General features: G+C 44.4%; 16 protein-coding genes and 1 pseudogene. 10 read left to right on the forward strand and 7 right to left on the reverse strand.

The features are described 5' to 3' along the window. Positions 1-134: 134 nt before the first annotated feature. A complete protein-coding gene (locus L4C38_RS07700; RefSeq protein ID WP_428796954.1) occupies positions 135-662 on the reverse strand; it encodes a cysteine hydrolase family protein in 528 nt (175 codons plus the stop codon). A 73-nt stretch (positions 663-735) separates the two neighbouring features. Here L4C38_RS07700 and L4C38_RS07705 point away from each other — a divergent pair, with 73 nt between their 5' ends. From L4C38_RS07705 to secF, 4 genes are all read left to right on the forward strand, one after another. Beyond that, the gene (locus tag L4C38_RS07705; RefSeq protein ID WP_428796955.1) at positions 736-1,725 is read left to right on the forward strand and encodes a GlxA family transcriptional regulator; all 990 of its coding nucleotides are present in this window, start codon (positions 736-738) and stop codon (positions 1,723-1,725) included. 102 nt (positions 1,726-1,827) lie between these two features. Next, positions 1,828-2,349 (forward strand): hypothetical protein, encoded by a 522-nt coding sequence (locus L4C38_RS07710; protein WP_428796956.1) that lies wholly within the window; start codon positions 1,828-1,830, stop codon positions 2,347-2,349. Positions 2,350-2,474: 125 nt separating this feature from the next. Beyond that, positions 2,475-4,289, forward strand: a complete 1,815-nt coding sequence (secD, locus tag L4C38_RS07715) for a protein translocase subunit SecD (protein ID WP_428796957.1) — start codon at positions 2,475-2,477, stop codon at positions 4,287-4,289. A 2-nt stretch (positions 4,290-4,291) separates the two neighbouring features. Beyond that, positions 4,292-5,188, forward strand: a complete 897-nt coding sequence (gene secF / locus L4C38_RS07720) for a protein translocase subunit SecF (protein ID WP_428796958.1) — start codon at positions 4,292-4,294, stop codon at positions 5,186-5,188. A 52-nt stretch (positions 5,189-5,240) separates the two neighbouring features. Here secF and L4C38_RS07725 read toward each other — a convergent pair whose 3' ends face one another. Beyond that, the gene (locus L4C38_RS07725; protein WP_428796959.1) at positions 5,241-6,671 is read right to left on the reverse strand and encodes a coniferyl aldehyde dehydrogenase; all 1,431 of its coding nucleotides are present in this window, start codon (positions 6,669-6,671) and stop codon (positions 5,241-5,243) included. 150 nt (positions 6,672-6,821) lie between these two features. Further along, complete coding sequence (ppsR, locus tag L4C38_RS07730) at positions 6,822-7,655, reverse strand: posphoenolpyruvate synthetase regulatory kinase/phosphorylase PpsR (protein WP_428796960.1); 834 nt, start codon at positions 7,653-7,655, stop codon at positions 6,822-6,824. Positions 7,656-7,831: 176 nt separating this feature from the next. On the opposite strand from ppsR, the gene ppsA reads away from it, so the two are divergent. From ppsA to L4C38_RS07745, 3 genes are all read left to right on the forward strand, one after another. Further along, the gene (gene ppsA, locus L4C38_RS07735; protein WP_428796961.1) at positions 7,832-10,201 is read left to right on the forward strand and encodes a phosphoenolpyruvate synthase; all 2,370 of its coding nucleotides are present in this window, start codon (positions 7,832-7,834) and stop codon (positions 10,199-10,201) included. Between the two features lie 390 nt (positions 10,202-10,591). Next, a complete protein-coding gene (locus tag L4C38_RS07740) occupies positions 10,592-11,710 on the forward strand; it encodes a coiled-coil domain-containing protein (protein ID WP_428796962.1) in 1,119 nt (372 codons plus the stop codon). An 80-nt stretch (positions 11,711-11,790) separates the two neighbouring features. Continuing rightward, a complete protein-coding gene (locus L4C38_RS07745; protein WP_428796963.1) occupies positions 11,791-12,516 on the forward strand; it encodes a tetratricopeptide repeat protein in 726 nt (241 codons plus the stop codon). A gap of 241 nt (positions 12,517-12,757) precedes the next feature. On the opposite strand, the pseudogene L4C38_RS07750 reads toward L4C38_RS07745, so the two are convergent. Together L4C38_RS07750 and L4C38_RS07755 are read right to left on the reverse strand one after the other, a co-directional pair. Beyond that, positions 12,758-13,099: pseudogene (locus L4C38_RS07750) on the reverse strand (DUF4172 domain-containing protein); the annotation flags it as partial. Between the two features lie 88 nt (positions 13,100-13,187). Next, positions 13,188-14,132, reverse strand: a complete 945-nt coding sequence (locus tag L4C38_RS07755; RefSeq protein WP_428796964.1) for a DMT family transporter — start codon at positions 14,130-14,132, stop codon at positions 13,188-13,190. Between the two features lie 193 nt (positions 14,133-14,325). Between L4C38_RS07755 and L4C38_RS07760 the strand changes: the two genes are divergently transcribed. Then, positions 14,326-15,384: a bifunctional transcriptional activator/DNA repair enzyme AdaA gene (locus L4C38_RS07760; protein ID WP_428796965.1), complete on the forward strand. Its 1,059-nt coding sequence runs from the start codon at positions 14,326-14,328 to the stop codon at positions 15,382-15,384. A 130-nt stretch (positions 15,385-15,514) separates the two neighbouring features. After that, positions 15,515-15,772 (forward strand): HP1242/YdcH family protein, encoded by a 258-nt coding sequence (locus L4C38_RS07765; protein WP_428796966.1) that lies wholly within the window; start codon positions 15,515-15,517, stop codon positions 15,770-15,772. Between the two features lie 183 nt (positions 15,773-15,955). Here L4C38_RS07765 and L4C38_RS07770 read toward each other — a convergent pair whose 3' ends face one another. Together L4C38_RS07770 and L4C38_RS07775 are read right to left on the reverse strand one after the other, a co-directional pair. After that, the gene (locus L4C38_RS07770) at positions 15,956-16,789 is read right to left on the reverse strand and encodes a phosphoenolpyruvate hydrolase family protein (protein ID WP_428796967.1); all 834 of its coding nucleotides are present in this window, start codon (positions 16,787-16,789) and stop codon (positions 15,956-15,958) included. Positions 16,790-16,806: 17 nt separating this feature from the next. Then, positions 16,807-18,027, reverse strand: a complete 1,221-nt coding sequence (locus L4C38_RS07775) for a Tm-1-like ATP-binding domain-containing protein (protein ID WP_428796968.1) — start codon at positions 18,025-18,027, stop codon at positions 16,807-16,809. 114 nt (positions 18,028-18,141) lie between these two features. On the opposite strand from L4C38_RS07775, the gene L4C38_RS07780 reads away from it, so the two are divergent. Beyond that, positions 18,142-18,816 (forward strand): TetR/AcrR family transcriptional regulator, encoded by a 675-nt coding sequence (locus tag L4C38_RS07780; RefSeq protein ID WP_428796969.1) that lies wholly within the window; start codon positions 18,142-18,144, stop codon positions 18,814-18,816. Positions 18,817-18,963 lie beyond the last annotated feature (147 nt).

An 18,963-nucleotide genomic window follows, 5' to 3' on the forward strand; every position in this document is an offset into this window, starting at 1 on the left:
TACGGTAGCAGTACAAGAAGTAAAGCCAAAATGAAGGGGGCGAGTTAGCGAGAGAGCTAACTCGATTGTGATCACCAAGCGATTCTGTCAGCACACTATATTGTCCTCCAACAGCGGTTCAGGACTCCGTCGCCTCAGCCCTGATAGAACACTTGATCACTTGTGACTAACGGAACTCGGTTGGCTACCGCATTCAGAGCAATCTTGTGGATCATCTCATCCACGGTTGTGCAGCAATCTGCAATAATCGATACTTTGTATTTTTCAGCCGCTTTCGAAATGGCGGTGTGCGTTACGCAGTTTTGCGTCATCATGCCGCAAATCAGCAACTCCCCAATTTCATACTGGCTCAATATGAACTCCAAGCGAGTTCCTTCAAATCCGTCGGCACAACGCTTGATCACCACATCCGCATTTGGCGCAACTGCCAGTATTTCATCATGGATATCGGCACCGCTTGTGTCTTGATTAAAAAAAGGAGCCATACCCATTGCTGGGTCCGCGATATGCTGAATATGAATAATTTTAACGCCTGCCGCATTCGCTAGGCTGATAACTTGTTTAATATTCTCTAAGGTTTGTTGAGTATTCCACAATGGATATTTCCCGTTTAGAAAGTAATCATTCTGTAAATCGATAACCAGTAGTGCTTTTTTGCTCATGGTGTTCTCCTGTCCGTCACCCTTTTGATAACAACAGTATGTTCGATTGTCTGCCTTTTGATTAGAGGCTAAAATGACACAAAACATTCCATATCGGACAACCTCAATGATCGAATCCTCCCCCATCACCATTGCTATCTGCCATTACCCAAATGCACTCAAATCTTCCATCTATGGGTTGGAGGAGTTATTCAATTTAGCCAATAGAATTTGTCAGGAACAGGGCGTCGCGTGTACGTTCGCTACAGAAATCATTGAGGCTCCTCAAGCACTTCAGCAATATAAACAACACCAATTCCAGATTGCTATTTTACCTCCGAGTCACATCGGTCATTACTATCTAACACCAGAGCACGAGTTGGTTGAGTGGCTCAAAAACCAACATCAGTCGGGTTGTGTATTAGCATCTGCTTGTGCTGGTGCCTTTATACTCGCGCATACTCAGGTATTAAATCAAAGAAGTGTGACGACACATTGGGGGCTAGTGGAAGCATTCCAGCATCACTTTCCCAAGCAAACGCTCGATAGCAATCAAATTTTAATCGATCATGGTGATGTACTTACTGCGGGCGGTATGATGTCTTGGCTTGATCTAGGTTTAGAGCTTGTAGCGAAAAACGCTGGGGTAAGCGTGTTAAGACAGCTAGGGAAAACCCTTGTTGTCGATATTGCCCCTCGCCAGCAGCGCTACTATCAACAATTTGCACCTTCGATGACGCATGGCGATCAGGCAATATTGAGCGCACAACAGCAAATAAATTTGCATTTCTCACGCCCAATCACCGTTAGCCAACTTGCCAGTCAAGTTCATTTAAGCCCACGCACGTTACAACGTCGTTTTAGTCAAATTACTGGCTATTCACCGAATGAATACTTGCAAAAACTGCGAATACAAAAAGCCTGTGATCTCCTTGAAACGACTCAATATTCATTTGATCAAATCGCACATCTAGTCGGCTACCAAGACAATGCAGCCTGCCGGAAAACATTCATCAAAATAATGGGGTTAGCACCCAGAGCCTTTCGGCAACGTTTTATGCACAGCTCCGTTTTAGCAAAATAACCGCTGTTCTTGAGTGCCAGAATATTGCTAAGCACTACGTACAAAAGCGAATATTTTGCTTAGATAGCGATTCACTGCTTGTTGATTTATAAAGCCAGGTCTATGATAGCGGCGATCAGTGAAGTGAGTGATGGTATGAATTGTCAGTGGATTAAACAGTGCCGTATGGTGAGCGTAATGCTTAGCCTGCTGTTCGCCTGTTTTTTGTCTGGCGTCTCCTATGCTGGCACGGCTGATGCCTCGAATGCATCAGCCCCAATCATTAAACCACTACTCACCCACACTCTTGATACAGAGGCTCACCAACCTCAACCCGAAGCATCAGATAAAACACGACAGCTGCATGTTGAGCAGCGCGCTCCAGCAAAATCTCTGTCACCCAACCTCGCTTCAATTTTACGCAATGGATCCTTCATTCCAGAGCGTATGTACGAATCTGAGCCGACTTACGAACTGGTCTTCGATTTTACCGACACATACTCCAATACCCTTGTTTGGCGTGTTTATCTTGCGCTCGATAATTGGTATGACTGGACACTACACCCGCCCTCGACAATGCATCGCATCGCGGGATGGAAAGAGTCCAACATTCTCTATCGGTTTATTAGTCAAGCCGACGCCTAACATTCTTCTTTTCCCTATATCGCTCCCTTAATAGGGCGCAAAGTGTCGCCGCTGCGGTCTGCTCACAGACGTGGTAAGTGACGGCTTTACAACTCATGTTGGTTCAAACCAACGAGAAGAATGTTATGCATAAAAATAAACCCAATAGAACCGTGCTGAATCGTTACGCAGCATGGAAGTACGTGGTACTGGTTACTACTATTGCCATCATGCTGTTAAGTGCCCTACCATCATGGTTTGGTGAAGATTCAGCGGTAATCGTCAACCATAAAACCGACCCTATCTCTGTTGCCACCATCAAGCAACAACTTGACGCACACGGCATCGGCGTTAAACGAATCGATCAAAGCAATGACGAAACCACCATTGTTTTGAACAACTCAAGCGAGCAAAACCGCGCCAAATCATTTTTAGCTGACTTCACTCCTAAAGACGACGTGGTGACACTCGCAATGGTACCAGCGGCACCAAGTTGGCTACTAGAAATGGGCTTCAAACCAATCAAACTTGGTCTCGATTTACGTGGTGGTGTCCAATTCCTCCTAGATGTCGACATGGACGAAGTGTACCGCTCACATGCTCAGCAAGCAGAAGAGTCCATCAAAACTTACGCTCGTGAACAACGTTTCCGCGGTGTTCGAGTAGAAGTAAATCGTGACTCTGGGCTATATATCAAAGCTCCGAATGAGAAAGCTCTCACATCTTTACGTCAGTACGCTCGCGAGCAGTATCCACAATGGCAAGTGCGTGGTGAAGGTGATTTAGGTCTGACGATGGCACTGGTCGATTCAGAAAAACAGACGCTAACTAGCCTAACGGTACAACAAAACTTGCAAACCATGCGCAGCCGTATCGAAGAGCTCGGTATTACTGAAGCGGCTGTTCAACGTCAAGGTGAGCACCGTATTCGTATCGAATTGCCTGGTGTACAAGATCCGGCAACCGCGAAGAATGTCATTGGCGCGACAGCGAGTCTTGCTTTCTATGAGGTAAAACCTGAACGTGCTCCGGGCACTATCACGATTGCAGATCAAGATGGGCGACCTGTACACGTTGTTCGCAAGCCTGTTCTTAGTGGGGAGCACATTGTTGATGCACGCGCCGGAATGGGCGAGATGGGCATGCCAGAGGTAAACATATCTCTCGATTCGACCGGCGGTAAAATGATGTCTGATTTCTCAGGCAAACACATCGGTAAACCAATGGCGACTGGCTATAGCGAATACAGTCGCGACAGCAAAGGCAATGTGGAGCAGTCCAATACCATTATCAGCGTTGCTACCATTCAATCTCAATTGGGTAATCGCTTTAGAATTACTGGCGTAGGTCAACTAAACGACGCGCAAGATTTAGCACTATTACTACGCGCAGGCTCACTAACCGCGCCAGTCACCATTGTTGAAGAACGTACTATTGGTCCTTCACTAGGAGCTGAGAACATTGAAAACGGCTTTGCCGCACTCGCACTAGGCTTGAGCCTAACTCTACTGTTTATGGCTGTTTGGTACCGAAAACTCGGTTGGGTTGCCAACTTTGCCCTAATCATCAACATGGTAATGCTACTTGGCTTGATCGCACTGTTGCCAGGAGCGGTACTCACGCTACCCGGGATCGCAGGTTTGGTTTTAACCATAGGTATGGCGGTAGATACCAACGTATTGATCTTCGAACGAATCAAAGAAAAACTTCGCGAAGGTCGCAGCTTAGCTCAAGCCATCGATCTTGGCTTTAGCAGTGCTTTCGCCACTATCCTCGATTCCAACATCACGACCCTTATCTCGGCAGGTACCTTGTACGCTATTGGTAATGGTCCAATCCAAGGCTTTGCCTTAACTCTCGGTCTTGGTCTACTGACCAGCATGTTCACTGGCATTTTCGCCTCTCGCGCAGTGATCAATATTATTTGGGGTAAAGATTCACGTCGTGGTGTAAGGGTATAACTATGCTAACTTTAAACAAACTAACTAAATGGCGTCATGCAGGTAGCCTGCTCTCTTGTCTATTGATCATTGCTTCTCTGTTTGTACTTATCACCAAAGGGCTTAATTTTGGTCTCGATTTTACTGGCGGCATGATCAGTGAAGTGCGTTTAGATAGCACACTGACAGCGCCACAAATCCAAACAAAATTAGAAGCCGCGTTGCACCAACCCGTTTCGGTCGTCGCGACTGGCGATTCGGGTCAATGGATGCTTCGCTATGCCGCTCCTGAAAACTTGCAATTACAACCAGAGATTAAACCCCTACTCGAAAGCTTCTCACACAAAGTCGAGATGATTAACGTCAGTTTAGTGGGTCCACAAGTAGGGCAGGAACTTGCGGAACAAGGTGGCTTAGCGGTACTCGTTACCTTACTCGTTATCCTAGGTTACTTAAGCTTCCGCTTTGAATGGCGCTTGGCATCAGGTGCACTACTGGCATTAATGCATGATGTTGTACTTCTATTAGGTTTCTTTGCTTTTACCGGATTAGAGTTCAACCTCACGGTTCTCGCGGCCTTGCTTGCCGTGTTAGGTTACTCACTGAATGACTCCATTATCATCTCAGACCGTATCCGCGAGCTACTGAAAGCAAACGTCACGTTACCCATTGCCGAACTTAATAACCAAGCAATTCTTAACACATTGTCACGAACCTTGATTACTTCGGGCACGACGTTGATCTCTGTGTTGTCTCTTTGGTGGCTCGGTGGTGAGCCTCTCTATGGTTTCTCCATCACCATGTTTATCGGTATTGTTGCGGGAACATGGTCAACTATGACAGTGGCGACCATTATTCCAGAACTGGCGAAACTTGGACCACAGCATTACATGCCAGAGGCGATTTCAGAAGCGCCTTAAAACATTCTACTATACCGTGCGAAGTAAAACAGACCCGATTGGGTCTGTTTTTTTATCTAAGGAATAAGCGTGAAAGGAGGGTTTTTAAGCGAGTTTGATGCGTAATCAGCCATCCAGAACGAGGTAACCACGAGGGGCTGGAGAGGACAGTTTTAGCTTTGGTAAAAGTACGAAAACCTTCTATACCGTGATAATTCCCCATACCAGAATGACCAATACCACCAAATGGCGCATCTTTTGCTGACACGTGCAACAATGTATCATTGATGCATAAGGCACCACTGTGTGTTTGATTGCGCACTTGCTCAATCAACTCTTTATCATTACTCATCAAATACAGCGCCAACGGTCTTGGCTTATTCTCGATATACTCAAACACTTGATGGATATGCCGATAGCCAACAATCGGTAATACAGGACCAAAGATCTCTTCTTGCATCACCGTCATTCCATCACTCAAATTAGTAATTAAATGCGGCAACATTGTTCGCTCAGTAAGAGACTCGACCTCAATGGTATGTACATTGGCGCCTTTTTGTTTAGCGTCTTCCACATAGCCTGATAAACGATCAAATTGAACCTGATTAATAATTCTGGTCAGTGGTTTACCACTTTCAAGATAAGTCTGGCGAAATCGGACAAGGTAACGATCAATAAACTGCTGTTCTATTTCCTGAGGCAGTAATACATAATCTGGCGCGACGCAAATTTGCCCAGCATTGATCGATTTCCCCATAAGCACACTATCAACCGCTTTATTGATATCGGCATCTGGTGCGATGATCACCGGCGATTTACCACCCAACTCTAATGTAACCGGCGTCAGATTTCTTGCGGCTTGCTCTGCAACCAACTTGCCTACTTTTGTTGAACCGGTAAACAGCAAATGATCAAAAGGTAGCTGTACAAAGTACTGAGCGATATCGACATCCCCTTCCACTACAAACACGTGGGACTCAACAGAAGAAAGAATTTGACTCAATATTTGATTGGTATTGGGCGTGTGCTCACTAAGCTTAACCATCACACGGTTACCCGCCGCAACGGCGGTAGCTATAGGCCCAATGCTGAGGAAAATAGGGAAATTCCAAGGCACAACCACACCGACGACACCCAACGGCTGGTAGAACACTTCCAGCTTTGACGGTATTAGCATCAAACCCGCTTTACGTCGAGAAGGTTTCATCCAACGTTTCAGGTTCTTTATGGTGTAATTAATGTGTTCGATCGACGGCAGTAAATCACAGATCGTGCTATCAAACTCACTACGATAACCATAATCTTCAACTAAGGCTTGCTCTAGTTCTGCTTGATAGCGAAGTAAGGTTAACTTCAATTTCTCAAGGCGAGCTAACCTTACAGCTGTGCTGGGGCAGGGTTCCGCTTGGTATAGCGAGCCCATCTCTTCAAACAGCGCTTTGAGCTCTGGTTGTGATTTAACGTGTGCTTTTTGCCAACGATTGAGATCGACGACTTTCTCCATTCTCTTACTTTACCTTTACTGCTCAACAGAATAAGGGTAGCTATTTTTAAGTAAAAAATCACTGACGCCTCATCAATAAACCAAAGATAAAACAAGATTAATCGAATGGTTGCTACACGAGCCACAAAGGCAGAACACCTAGCTTAACAATTACAGCAAACGTCTTCTTAAGCCTGATTTTTCAAGTATCCGAGTGGTGATCTCTTCTACCGACAATGCCGATGTATTAATGTAAGGGATCGCTTCTCGTCGAAACAAGGATTCAACGCAAGACAGTTCAGCTAAACATTGCTCGGTACTCGCGTATTCGCTGCCCGCCAATCGATTTTCACGGATTTGTGTGAGGCGCTCAGGATCAATGGTTAAGCCAAACAGTTTATGACGATGAACCTCAAACTCAGGCAACAATCTTAAGCGTTTGATGTCTTCTTCAATAAATGGGTAGTTCACCACTCGCAAACCAAACTGCATCGCCATGTATAAACTGGTCGGTGTTTTGCCACTACGCGAGACTCCCAGCAAGATAATATCGGCTTTTTCGAGCCCTTTGAGAGTGATGCCGTCATCGTGTGCCAAGGTGTACTCAATTGCAGCAATTCGATCAAAATAGGTATCAGAATCTTTCCCGACACTACGTGAACGCTGTAATTTTGGTTCAGGCATCATTTGAGTATCGTTTTGCACTTTTTGTACAAGGCTTTCGATCACGTCATAACAATGCGCAGGCGAGTCTAACAACATCGCTTTCAGCTCAGGCAACACGATCGAAAAGAACACCAGCGGCTTTTCGCCAGTCCTCAAATAAGACCCCTCAACTTCTTTTAACAACCTTGCTAATTTTTCTTCACTTTCTATAAATGGGAACGTCTTCTCATTCGCCATAAACGGGAATTGACCCAGAACAACATGCCCTAAGGTCTCACATGTTATGGCCGTTCCGTCAGAAACATAGAATACATCACGACTTTGACTATTACTTTGCATGTTTTATTTAAACTTTCAAAATTATTTGATTAGGATAGAGCCATAATACCGATAAATAGACCGAGCAGACTATTACGCCGTCCACAGCTTTGAAAATTTGTTAATAATTTTTTCTGTTTCGACGTAAACGTTTGCTATAAAACCCTACACAAAAACGCTGCATTCTGGAGAAAGACATGCAAAACAATACTCTTTGGTTCAATGGCCTATCCATGGAAGATGTTGATAAGGTTGGAGGCAAGAACGCTTCACTTGGTGAAATGGTATCTAACCTTTCAAAAGCAGGCGTTTCGGTACCTAATGGTTTCGCTACGACCTCTTATGCCTTCAACCAATTCCTTGACCACGAAGGTCTTGACGAGCGTATTCATCTATTGCTTGATGAGCTAGATGTCAGTGACGTTGACGCACTGCGTAAAACAGGTGCAACAATCCGCCAATGGGTTTTAGAGGCTCCTTTCCCAGCCGATCTAGAAAAAAATATTCGTGAAGATTACCAACAACTGACAGCCGGCAAGCCTGAGATGTCAGTAGCCGTTCGTTCTTCTGCAACAGCGGAAGACTTACCTGACGCTTCATTTGCTGGTCAACAAGAAACTTTCCTTAACGTGAAAGGTATTGATGCAGTATTAGAAGCAACTAAGCACGTTTACGCATCATTGTTTAATGACCGTGCGATCTCTTACCGTGTTCACCAAGGTTTTGACCACCGTGGCATCTCGCTATCAGCGGGTATTCAATGCATGGTGCGTTCAGACATGGCATCTTCTGGTGTTATGTTTACGCTTGATACCGAATCAGGTTTCGACCAAGTTGTGTTTATCACTTCTTCATGGGGCTTGGGTGAGATGGTCGTGCAAGGCGCGGTTAACCCTGATGAGTTTTACGTTCACAAGCCAATGCTAGAAGCAGGTCAACATCCAATCGTTAAGAAAACCTTTGGTTCAAAACTGATCAAAATGATTTACTCGCCAAACCCTGAAATTGGTAAGCAAGTTGAGATCGTTGATACAGAAGAACAAGAGCGCAACCAGTTCTCGCTAAATGATGAAGAGATCAAAGAACTTGCTAAGCAAGCAATGATCATCGAAAAACACTACCAGCGTCCGATGGATATTGAGTGGGCTAAAGATGGCATTGATGGTCAAATCTACATCGTTCAAGCTCGCCCAGAAACCGTATGTTCACAAAGCAACAAAAACGTCATTGAGCGTTACGAGCTAAACAACAAAGCAGACGTTCTTATCGAAGGTCGTGCTATCGGTCAACGCATCGGCAGCGGCCCTGTACGCCGTGTGGATTCTTTAGACCAAATGTCATTGGTTCAAGAAGGTGACATCTTAGTTACTGATATGACTGACCCAGATTGGGAACCAGTGATGAAGAAAGCCGCGGCGATTGTTACTAACCGTGGCGGTCGTACTTGTCACGCGGCAATTATCGCCCGTGAACTTGGCATTCCAGCGATTGTTGGTTGCGGTAATGCAACAGAGCTACTTACCGAAGGTACTACCGTAACGGTTTCATGTGCTGAAGGCGAAACGGGCTACGTTTACCAAGGCGAATTGGAATTTGAAGTAAAACGTTCTGCGGTTGATGAATTGCCATTGCTGCCAACAAAAGTGATGATGAACGTCGGTAACCCAGATCGTGCATTTGACTTCGCTCAAATCCCGAACGAAGGCGTTGGCTTGGCACGCTTGGAATTCATCATCAACAAGATGATTGGTATTCACCCGAAAGCACTGCTTAACTTCGACGCGCAAAGTGACGAGCTAAAAGCCGAAATCACTCAACGTATTCGCGGTTACAAAGATCCAGTTGATTTCTACGTTAGCAAGCTGACTGAAGGTATTTCAACTATCGCTGCAGCTTTCTGGCCTAAGCGCGTAATTGTACGTATGTCTGACTTTAAGTCGAATGAATACAGCAACCTGATCGGTGGTAAAGATTACGAACCACACGAAGAGAACCCAATGCTTGGTTTCCGTGGTGCTTCTCGTTATATCTCGCCAGACTTCGAAGAGTGTTTTGAGCTTGAAACACGTGCCCTTAAGCGCGTGCGTAATGACATGGGCTTGAAAAACGTAGAGATCATGATCCCGTTTGTTCGAACTACAGACGAAGCGGCTTCCGTTATCGATCTTCTCGCGAAGTTTGATTTACGCCGTGGCGACCAAGGTTTGAAAGTAATCATGATGTGTGAGCTACCTTCAAACGCTATCTTAGCGGAAGAGTTCCTTAAGCACTTTGATGGCTTCTCTATCGGTTCAAACGACATGACTCAGTTAACTCTTGGTCTAGACCGTGACTCTGGCGATGTGGCTTACCTATTTGATGAGCGCAACCCAGCCGTGAAAGCGATGCTGAAAATGGCAATTGACGCGGCAACTAAAGCAGGTAAATACATCGGTATTTGTGGTCAAGGTCCTTCAGACCATGATGACCTTGCACAATGGTTAATGGAGCAAGGCATCAACTCAGTATCACTAAACCCAGATACAGTTATTGATACTTGGTTAAAGCTGAGCAAAGTAGGTAAATAAACCCTACTGCTGAGTTAGACACTAAAGAATAAACTCCAAGCCCCTGCATCGTCAGGGGCTTTTTTTCGCCGATAATATTGACCCACCACCTGCCATCAATGGTAGACAGACCAAACTATACTGTCGCTTGATTGGAGCGCTTGTGTTCTGTTGCGATTGATATGCGCCACTAAGAGGATACTGGTTGCTCATAATCGCGTAGGTACTTTATGGTGTGTGACCTTGCATTTTTAAGAGTTGACTTGGTCAATAGAAACACACTGATTTTGTTATTCCGAGCCCAAAAAACAAACACAACCTGAGGGAAACTTGTCCACATCCAGGTTAATTGATAGTTTGCTCAACAATTAGAGATTTTGTACGCAATCAGCTTTTTTTGGGAGAAATAATATGAAGCTTTCGCTGGTTATAAAAAACACTCTCGTTGGATGCGCATATGTGGGCGTTCTCACTTTAGCGCCAGTTTCAATTGATCTTAGCGACGGTTCCTTTAAATTCAATTCTGCTTATGCCAAGAGTGAAAAAAGTAATAGCGGCAAAAGCAGCCGATCCAAAAGAGAATCAAGCAAAAGCCAATCCAAAGCAAGTTCAGGAGGTAATCGCTCTGCTAGCAAATCAAATAACGGCCAATCTAATAGTAAATCAACAAGTTCTAGCTCTCGAGGCTTAGGTAACAATAAAGGTTCCCTTGCCAGTTCTTTAGGTCGATTAAACGCTGCTCACGCGTCAGCAAATGGATTAGCTCATGCATCTACTAGCTCCATTGTAGGAACATTAAATCAATACAAAGAGGCTGTGGAAAATTCAGGTAAGCTAACAGACGAGCTGAATAGCATAGCTAAGAGCATTGACGACTTACAAGAGCAGCTTGCTAAGTACGATATCGAATCACTCACCAATACTAGCGAGCAATTAAATGCTGATGCAGCAGAAGCCTTGCTAACTGTAACAGATACCAAAAACGCTCTAAAAATCGCGAAAACTGAGCTAGATAACTCTCTGTTGGAACTGGAAGGTACACAGACAGCGTTAAATTCAGCGAATAGTGAGCTCGCAGTGACTCAAACAAATTACGATGCAGCGAAGGCGGATGCTGATTCAGACCCTGAAAATACGGAACTAGCCCAAATCGCAGCTCAAGCTGCCCAAGATTTACAGAGTGCGCAAGAAAACGCAGACGAAGCTGAACAAGACCTGGCGGATGCACAAGTCTCTTTCGAAACAAATAAAACGGACTTAGCTGCTGCCGAAGCATCTGCAGAAACTTCAACGCATGAACAAGCTGAAGTTGAAGCTTTAGCCTCTGCTGCTGCACAAGAGTTGGAGAAAGCGATATCAGAAACGACAACTATACAGTGGGAGTTATCAGCGGTTGAAACCGAAAAGGAGACAGTTCAAGAAGCGCTAGAAGCTTCTGCGGTTATTGAAGCGGAATCTCTCACCGCAGCGGCGAATAAAGAAGTAACTGACGAAGTGATTGCAGCGACCAACGAACTGCTAGGTCTATAACGCTTTGCATTATTAAGACAAACAGATCAGGCATGCTAGCCCCTATCGTGAGTAAATATTTTCTACTTAAGGACTTATAAATGATTTTTCAGCGAGATCGCTTCTTGGTTATAGTGATTACAGCAATAGTCTTGTTGAGCGGGTGTACAGCTTTATCAAAAGACATTTCGAGTAATATAGCTATGGCTGAACAAGGTGATGCCGTAGCTCAATATAGGCTTGGTTTGGCTTACACTAATGGATATGGCGTGAACCAAGATTACTCTCAAGCGATGAATTGGTTTTTAAAAGCAGCGCAACAAGGTCAAGCTGACGCTCAATTTATGTCCGGCGTTGCTTATGCTGCTGGTCGAGGTGTTCCTCGTGACATAAAAGTGGCGTATGGATGGTTTGACAAAGCAGCTAGCCAAGGTCATAGAGCTGCCCTCTATCAAAAAGCAGAAGCCTTAGCAAATGGGCGTGGCATTGCTAAAAATGTAGAGACTAGCCAAAAGGTTTACGAGGCAGCTGCACGAAAAGGGCACGTTGAATCTAAATATGCTCTTGGCACTTTAATAATGACAGGACGAGGTGGAGAGAGAAACACTATTTTGGGTAGCGCATGGATTTTGACTGCAGCCAACGCTGGGCATAAAGGAGCACAAACCCTATCGATTTCCATAAAGGAAAAACTCTCTTCTTCTGATTGGATTAAAGTCAAATCCCTAGCCGAAAGAATGGATGCCTCTTTTGCTTTATCCACTTGCGACAATGCTCAAAGTATTGCTCGGTTAGTAGGTCAATCCCATATAATAAACTGCGCCTAACAGAACGAGAAACACAGTGATAATACGGTATGGCATCCACTGATATCTGCTGTTTCTGGCTGTCGTCATAGTCAGTCTCAAGTGGTGTTTAGCCAACTCAGAATAAAAGACCAAATAACAGCAGCAATACTAAACATACCAACTTACAACGAAGTTATCATCACCACATACTTTGCTTACTTTAGGGGGGTATCCTTGTAATTCCTGTGGCTTTATTACGCTTTTACTATGCTTTCCAGCGCTAATCTTTCGATAAATGGTAGCGGGTGCTACGACCGCCAGAGTCGGATTTAACGAGACATTTCAACTCAACCAAGGCGGCTAGATGTCGCGTCGCCGTTGGCTTACTCACTTTCGCCACTTTATGGTATCGGTCATTATTGACCCCATCTTCGAAGTCGCCATCTAACATGCGATTTAGCACCTTTACTTGCTCTATCGACAACTTGGTTTGATCAACATTACGCCAAAAATTGGTTTTGTAGACAGTTTGCTCCAATATCTCGTAATAGCTTCTACGATTGGCTAGAGTCCCCACCGGCATGGCATAAAAGCGCACCGATTGCTGATCAGTAAGCTCTAAGCCTTCTTTTCGTCGTAGGTGATATGCACTTATTTGGCGAGAACTCGCCTTGAGTCTTTTCCCAAGGCGAATTAAAAGCTCTATGAATTTACAGCTCTGATATTTGAGGCTTAGCAAAGGCTGGCTTAAAACGGCGCCATAATCGACCATCAATGGCAGACAGACCAAACGCAATCAATAGCATGCCTAATAAGTGGGCAATATCCAGCGACTCATTAAGAAATAGCCAGCCAAGTAAAATAGCTGAAACTGGCACTAACAATGTCACCAGTAATACGTTAGTCGCGCCAGCAAGTTCAAGAATTTTGAAATACAGTACATATGCTATTGCGGTAGAGAGTACAGCAAGCCCGAGCATCGCTCCCCATACATGAGTGCTTACACTCAACACATCAATCGGTCCATCGACGAATAAAGCTATCGGGATCAAGATAATGGTTGAACCTGTCACCTGCCCTGCCGCTGTAACAACAGGGTCGATTTTGAAAGCCTTGAATCGGCGTCCATACACACCGCCAAATGCATAAAATAGAGCAGCCGCAACAACCGCAAGTTGAGCAAGCAGTTGCCCCTTACCGTTTAAGGCTGGCACCCCTATAATGACTACAACACCAATGAAAGCAAAGACGACACCAAATAATTTTAGTGGTGTTGGACGCTCATCAGGCAAAAGTAGCCCCGCGACTACAACGGCAAATATAGGTGCTGAAGCATTCAAGATAGCCGCTAAGCCAGATTCGATCTGAGTCTGCCCCCATACGATAAGCGCAAACGGTATAACATTGTTCAATAATCCCATACCCAGAAAAGCCCCCCATATTTTCAGGCTCTTGGGTGGACGAAGGCCTATCGTTAGCACAATAGCCCACAATACAACGGTGGCAATACCCACCCGAAGCATGACGATGGTAAGTGGAGGAAGCTCCTTAACTGCAGTTCCGATAAAGAAGAATGAACCTCCCCATATGATGGAGAGTAAAATGAGCATAGCCCATGCTTTTGAGCTCATCGCATTAGTGATTGAAGATGTCATAGCCAATTCCATTGTGTATTTGTATCGCTTAAATTGATGCTAGCGAACCCCGTGCTATATAAACATCCGAATATTGCGTCATATTCAATTTCTTTTTCATGATCTATATACAATTATTCAGCAAGAATCGGATAGAAGAGCAAATGAAAGTGTGATGAGATGCCCGTGTCATGAACCTATAGAGAATGCAGACATGTCAATGCCATCTGAAAGCGCCATGAGAGAGGCGATAAAAAACCGAGACAAGTCCTTTGACGGTCAGTTTTATTACGGTGTGATTACTACTGGCGTGTTTTGCATAGCCTCTTGTTCAACTAAAGCCGCAAACCCAGAAAACATTCGTTTTTTCGCTACTATTGAATCTGCTCTACTCGCAGGATTTCGCCCCTGCAAACGCTGCCATGCAGCTGGAAAAGATGAACGAACTCAAAAGCTAATTGAAGTGGCTCGCTATATAGAAGAGCATATTGAAGAAAGCATAACGCTCACTCAACTGGGAGAGATTGCCGCACTTTCTCCTTCCAGATTACAACGAGTGTTTAAAGAGGTATTTGGCGTCTCACCCAAACATTATCAAAATGCGGTTCGCATGCGTCATTTCAAAAGCTCGTTAAAAGACGGAGACACAGTTACTGATGCCATATATTCCTCCGGTTTCGGCTCTATAAGCCGGATTTACGGAGAAGCGATGCGTAACATCGGCATGACACCTAAAGCTTATCGCTCTGGTGGTGATGGTGAAGTCATTTATTATGCAAGCCGACAAACTGCACTCGGATACATGATAATGGGCGCGACAAACAAAGGGGTCTGCTGTGTACAGTTTGATGACAATGAAAATGCTCTGATTCCCATGTTATCTAAAGAGTTCCCCAACGCAGAACTCGTCCTTTCTGCGGCACAAAATGCGCCTGAACTAGACAACTGGATGGATGCTCTCGATCAGTATGTTAGCCAGGGATCACCTCGACCTGATATCCCTCTCGATATCAGAGGAACCGCATTCCAAGTACAAGTATGGCAATTCTTACTGAGTATCAAAGAAGGGGATGTGATGAGTTATGGTGAAGTTGCAGAGCATATAGATAAGCCAAAAGCGGTTCGAGCGGTAGGCACAGCTTGCGGTAAAAACCGCATCGGCATTTTAATTCCTTGCCACCGAGTTTTGAGAGGTGACGGTGCTTTGGGTGGGTATCGTTGGGGGTTAGAGCGAAAACGAGTATTGTTAGATAGGGAACGCAAAAAGAGATGATTGTGGTAGCTTGTATACAAATATGTATCTACCGGGATGGCTTTGCTTAGTGGCTTTGCGTTTTAAGCCACATTTCTTTGGTTAAATTGCTCCTATAATAATGACGAATCAGACTGAAGAAGGAATGCCGATGCTAAATGAAAACCATGCTTTTATCTTAGATTTTCCTGAGCTTAAATTAGACATTGTTCAACTGAACCACGATGACCCAATCTTCAAAGCCGACCTTCAGCAATACCATGAACTGGATTACGATATTCGCCAGTTAGAGATTTCAGGCAGCCCAATTGGTGATGCCAGCATGAATGCACTCAAGCTGCAGCGTGTCGAACTGAAAGATATGCTGTATCGACAACTCACCAAGCATCATGCGCAAGCCAACCAATAACCCACCGAAAGCTATTTCGTACTAAGGCTTAAAAAGGATTACGAGTGAAAGTTCGTACTCCTTTTGCCGCTCATCGCCCCAAAACAGCGGCAATGTTTTAGGGAAGTGTTGTACTACCCATAAACCCCAAGATCTATCCAAGAATTTATGGGTAAGATACAGCCAATCAAAACGAGTTATTGATTAACGTTTTATCTGTTTAAATTCGCGCGTTGTTTCTGTTAAAGCCACTTCCGTAGGCAAACGCTCCATCGAACTAGCGCCGTAGAAACCATGACATTCAGGGCAATTGTCCAAGATAAACTGCGCATCTTCTGGAGTGGATATTGGTCCACCATGACACAAGATGATGACATCATTTCGGATTGCTTTTGCAGCACTCGCCCATTCATTAATCAGCGGTACACAGTCTTTTAATGTAAGCGCGGTATCCGCTCCGATGTTGCCACCGGTGGTTAACCCCATGTGCGGTACAAGCACATCTGCGCCAGCTTCCGTCATTGCAATCGCATCTTCTTTGCTGAACACATATGGCGTAGTAAGTAGACCTTTTTGATGTGCTTTTTGAATCATGTTGACTTCAAGATCATACCCCATACCCGTTTCTTCTAAGTTCTTCCTGAAATTCCCATCAATCAAACCTACTGTAGGAAAGTTCTGAACTCCCGAAAAACCAGTCGCGATAATGTCATCTAAAAACTTATCAAATTGGCAGAAAGGATCGGTTCCATTAACGCCCGCCAAAACAGGAGTATGTTTAACGACAGGTATGACTTCACGAGCCATATCCATCACTATTTCATTAGCATTTCCATAAGCAAGTAACCCAGCCAAAGAGCCTCTTCCCGCCATTCGATAACGACCAGAATTGTAAATAACAATCAAATCGATACCGCCAGCTTCTTCACATTTAGCAGATAAACCAGTACCAGCACCGCCACCAATTATAGGTTCACCACGTTCAATCATTTCACGAAATTTGGCAAGAATACCCTGACGAACAGTTTGAATAGACATAATTAAACTCTACTAATTTATTGATAAATAGAAAGGAACTCTTCAACCACAATTTGTGCGAAGAGAGGATTATTTATATGGTACGGCACTTTAATTAAGCGACGCTTTTCGGTTTGAACAACCGTATCTTCAAGTGCTTTGAATAATGCTTCATTCGCTTGAGGATCCCAGAATGCTTGACCCGGTGCATCTAATGCGGATACGCCCCCAACTGGACATAAGAAACGAACTTCACCATTGCATTTATTTAGCTTATTACCAATCCAACGCCCAATTTCAGCGCACTCTTCTGGTGTCGTGCGCATCAATGTAATTTGCTCATTATGTTTGTAAAACAGTCGTCCTGTGTACTTCTGGGGTACAGTATCAATATGCCCAAAATTCACCATATCGAGCGCGCCACAAGAACCAACATATGGCACCTCAGTACGAGCAACTGCATCGAATCGTTCTTCTGTACAAGCAAGAACACCATCTAAAAGATAGTCACATACTTCTGTCGTAGTCACATCTAGTAGTCCATTCAACAAACCATTATCAGTGAGTTTATCCATTGCTTTACCGCCACTACCAGTAGCATGGAATACTAGGCAATCGAAATCATTGGTCAATGCAGCGGTCACTTCTTGAATACAAGGTGTCGTAACACCAAACATCGATAACCCAAGAGGTATTTTGTCATTACTAGCGTTATCAAGATCTTCAGCAGCAAAATACACTTGCCCTGAAATGGCATTTGCCGCGTTCGCCAATACACGACGAGATATACGGTTTAGACCCGCTATATCCGTCACCGAATACATCATTGAGATATCGCTAGAGCCTATATAGCCAGAAATGTCACTTGAGGCCATTGTCGAAACCATCAGTTTCGGAAGCCCAATTGGTAGAGCTTGCATTGCTGGTGTAATTAACGACGTTCCACCCGATCCCCCTAGCCCCAATATTGCCGCGACATCATCACGGGACAGCAAAAAATTCTCAAAAGCTAAAGACATGGCCTTAATCGCTTTCCCCCTGTCTCCACAAAATACCGCATCAGTACCTTCTGGATGAAAACCAGCAACGGTAAATGCACTGATATCCGCACCTCGATCGCCGTTGGTCGGTTTAGTAGAGAGATCAACCGTCATGGTGTGAAGACCTTGGGATTGAATCAGCGCGTTCACAAACTCAACCTCAGCACCTTTGGTATCCAAAGTTGTAACTATATAAATATTCTTATTATTTTCCTGCATAAGTACCCTTATTATCAGGGCGAAATATGTGTTTTATTTGGGTATCCGGTATACTCAATAAATAATCGCACTGATGTTAACGTAGAACATTTGAGACTGGAGTATCAATCATAAATGAAACACGAGTACCAAAATGAGACTGCAGTCTCTAAATTGAAATGTGCACCTTCTCGTCAACCATTATTAACCGGTGCCAAAGCGCGAACTCGTCACCTACTTCTTTCAACTGCACTAAATAAGTTAGAGGAAGGATGGCTCCCTTCCATTACTGAGCTAGCAAAAGAGGCTGGGGTCGCAAGGGCAACAGCGTATCGATACTTTCCAACACAAAGTGCTTTGGTATCAGCGGTGGTTGATGAAAGCCTTGGACCAATACTTTCTTGGCAGCCGACGGAACTCACGGCAGAAAAACGAATGAGTGAATTACTTTCTTTTGCTTACCCTAGAATGCTTGAGCATGAAGGGGCATTGCGCGCAACGCTTCAAGTCTCTTTACAACAATGGGCAGAAGAAAAAGCAAACAAGCAGCAAAATAGTGAACGGTTAATTCGTGGTCATAGAAAAAAGATACTCGCATTAGCAACCGAGCCACTGCAAGACACCCTTCCCGCTGACAATTATCAGCGTTTGCAGTACGCATTGTCGCTCGTTTACGGTTCAGAGATATTTATGGTTCTAAAAGATATCTGGGATCTTGATTCAAGTGATATAGATGATGTCACACAGTGGATGGCAAAAGCACTGATAAATCAAGCTCAAGCAGACGCAGAGAAATCGGCTGGCGATTAGATATACAAGCTATTCCAAAATGATATTTCATCTTATGTTAGGTGAAATATCAAACCATTCACTACTGTTTATGGGTGCCCAGTACGCCTTTTTGTAATCATCAGGCAAATAAAACGGTGAGTGCTATCCATTTCAACTCACAGGGCA

This window comes from Vibrio kasasachensis, from assembly GCF_050337565.1.
GTDB lineage: Bacteria > Pseudomonadota > Gammaproteobacteria > Enterobacterales > Vibrionaceae > Vibrio > Vibrio kasasachensis.

What these genes read in the sequence shown, in the direction of transcription:
- L4C38_RS07700 (WP_428796954.1), bottom strand. Translation starts at nt 662, where the DNA reads ATGAGCAAAAAAGCACTACTGGTTATCGATTTACAGAATGATTACTTT.
- L4C38_RS07705 (WP_428796955.1), top strand. Translation starts at nt 736, where the DNA reads ATGACACAAAACATTCCATATCGGACAACCTCAATGATCGAATCCTCC.
- L4C38_RS07710 (WP_428796956.1), top strand. Translation starts at nt 1,828, where the DNA reads ATGATAGCGGCGATCAGTGAAGTGAGTGATGGTATGAATTGTCAGTGG.
- secD (WP_428796957.1), top strand. Translation starts at nt 2,475, where the DNA reads ATGCATAAAAATAAACCCAATAGAACCGTGCTGAATCGTTACGCAGCA.
- secF (WP_428796958.1), top strand. Translation starts at nt 4,292, where the DNA reads ATGCTAACTTTAAACAAACTAACTAAATGGCGTCATGCAGGTAGCCTG.
- L4C38_RS07725 (WP_428796959.1), bottom strand. Translation starts at nt 6,671, where the DNA reads ATGGAGAAAGTCGTCGATCTCAATCGTTGGCAAAAAGCACACGTTAAA.
- ppsR (WP_428796960.1), bottom strand. Translation starts at nt 7,655, where the DNA reads ATGCAAAGTAATAGTCAAAGTCGTGATGTATTCTATGTTTCTGACGGA.
- ppsA (WP_428796961.1), top strand. Translation starts at nt 7,832, where the DNA reads ATGCAAAACAATACTCTTTGGTTCAATGGCCTATCCATGGAAGATGTT.
- L4C38_RS07740 (WP_428796962.1), top strand. Translation starts at nt 10,592, where the DNA reads ATGAAGCTTTCGCTGGTTATAAAAAACACTCTCGTTGGATGCGCATAT.
- L4C38_RS07745 (WP_428796963.1), top strand. Translation starts at nt 11,791, where the DNA reads ATGATTTTTCAGCGAGATCGCTTCTTGGTTATAGTGATTACAGCAATA.
- L4C38_RS07755 (WP_428796964.1), bottom strand. Translation starts at nt 14,132, where the DNA reads ATGACATCTTCAATCACTAATGCGATGAGCTCAAAAGCATGGGCTATG.
- L4C38_RS07760 (WP_428796965.1), top strand. Translation starts at nt 14,326, where the DNA reads ATGTCAATGCCATCTGAAAGCGCCATGAGAGAGGCGATAAAAAACCGA.
- L4C38_RS07765 (WP_428796966.1), top strand. Translation starts at nt 15,515, where the DNA reads ATGCTAAATGAAAACCATGCTTTTATCTTAGATTTTCCTGAGCTTAAA.
- L4C38_RS07770 (WP_428796967.1), bottom strand. Translation starts at nt 16,789, where the DNA reads ATGTCTATTCAAACTGTTCGTCAGGGTATTCTTGCCAAATTTCGTGAA.
- L4C38_RS07775 (WP_428796968.1), bottom strand. Translation starts at nt 18,027, where the DNA reads ATGCAGGAAAATAATAAGAATATTTATATAGTTACAACTTTGGATACC.
- L4C38_RS07780 (WP_428796969.1), top strand. Translation starts at nt 18,142, where the DNA reads ATGAAACACGAGTACCAAAATGAGACTGCAGTCTCTAAATTGAAATGT.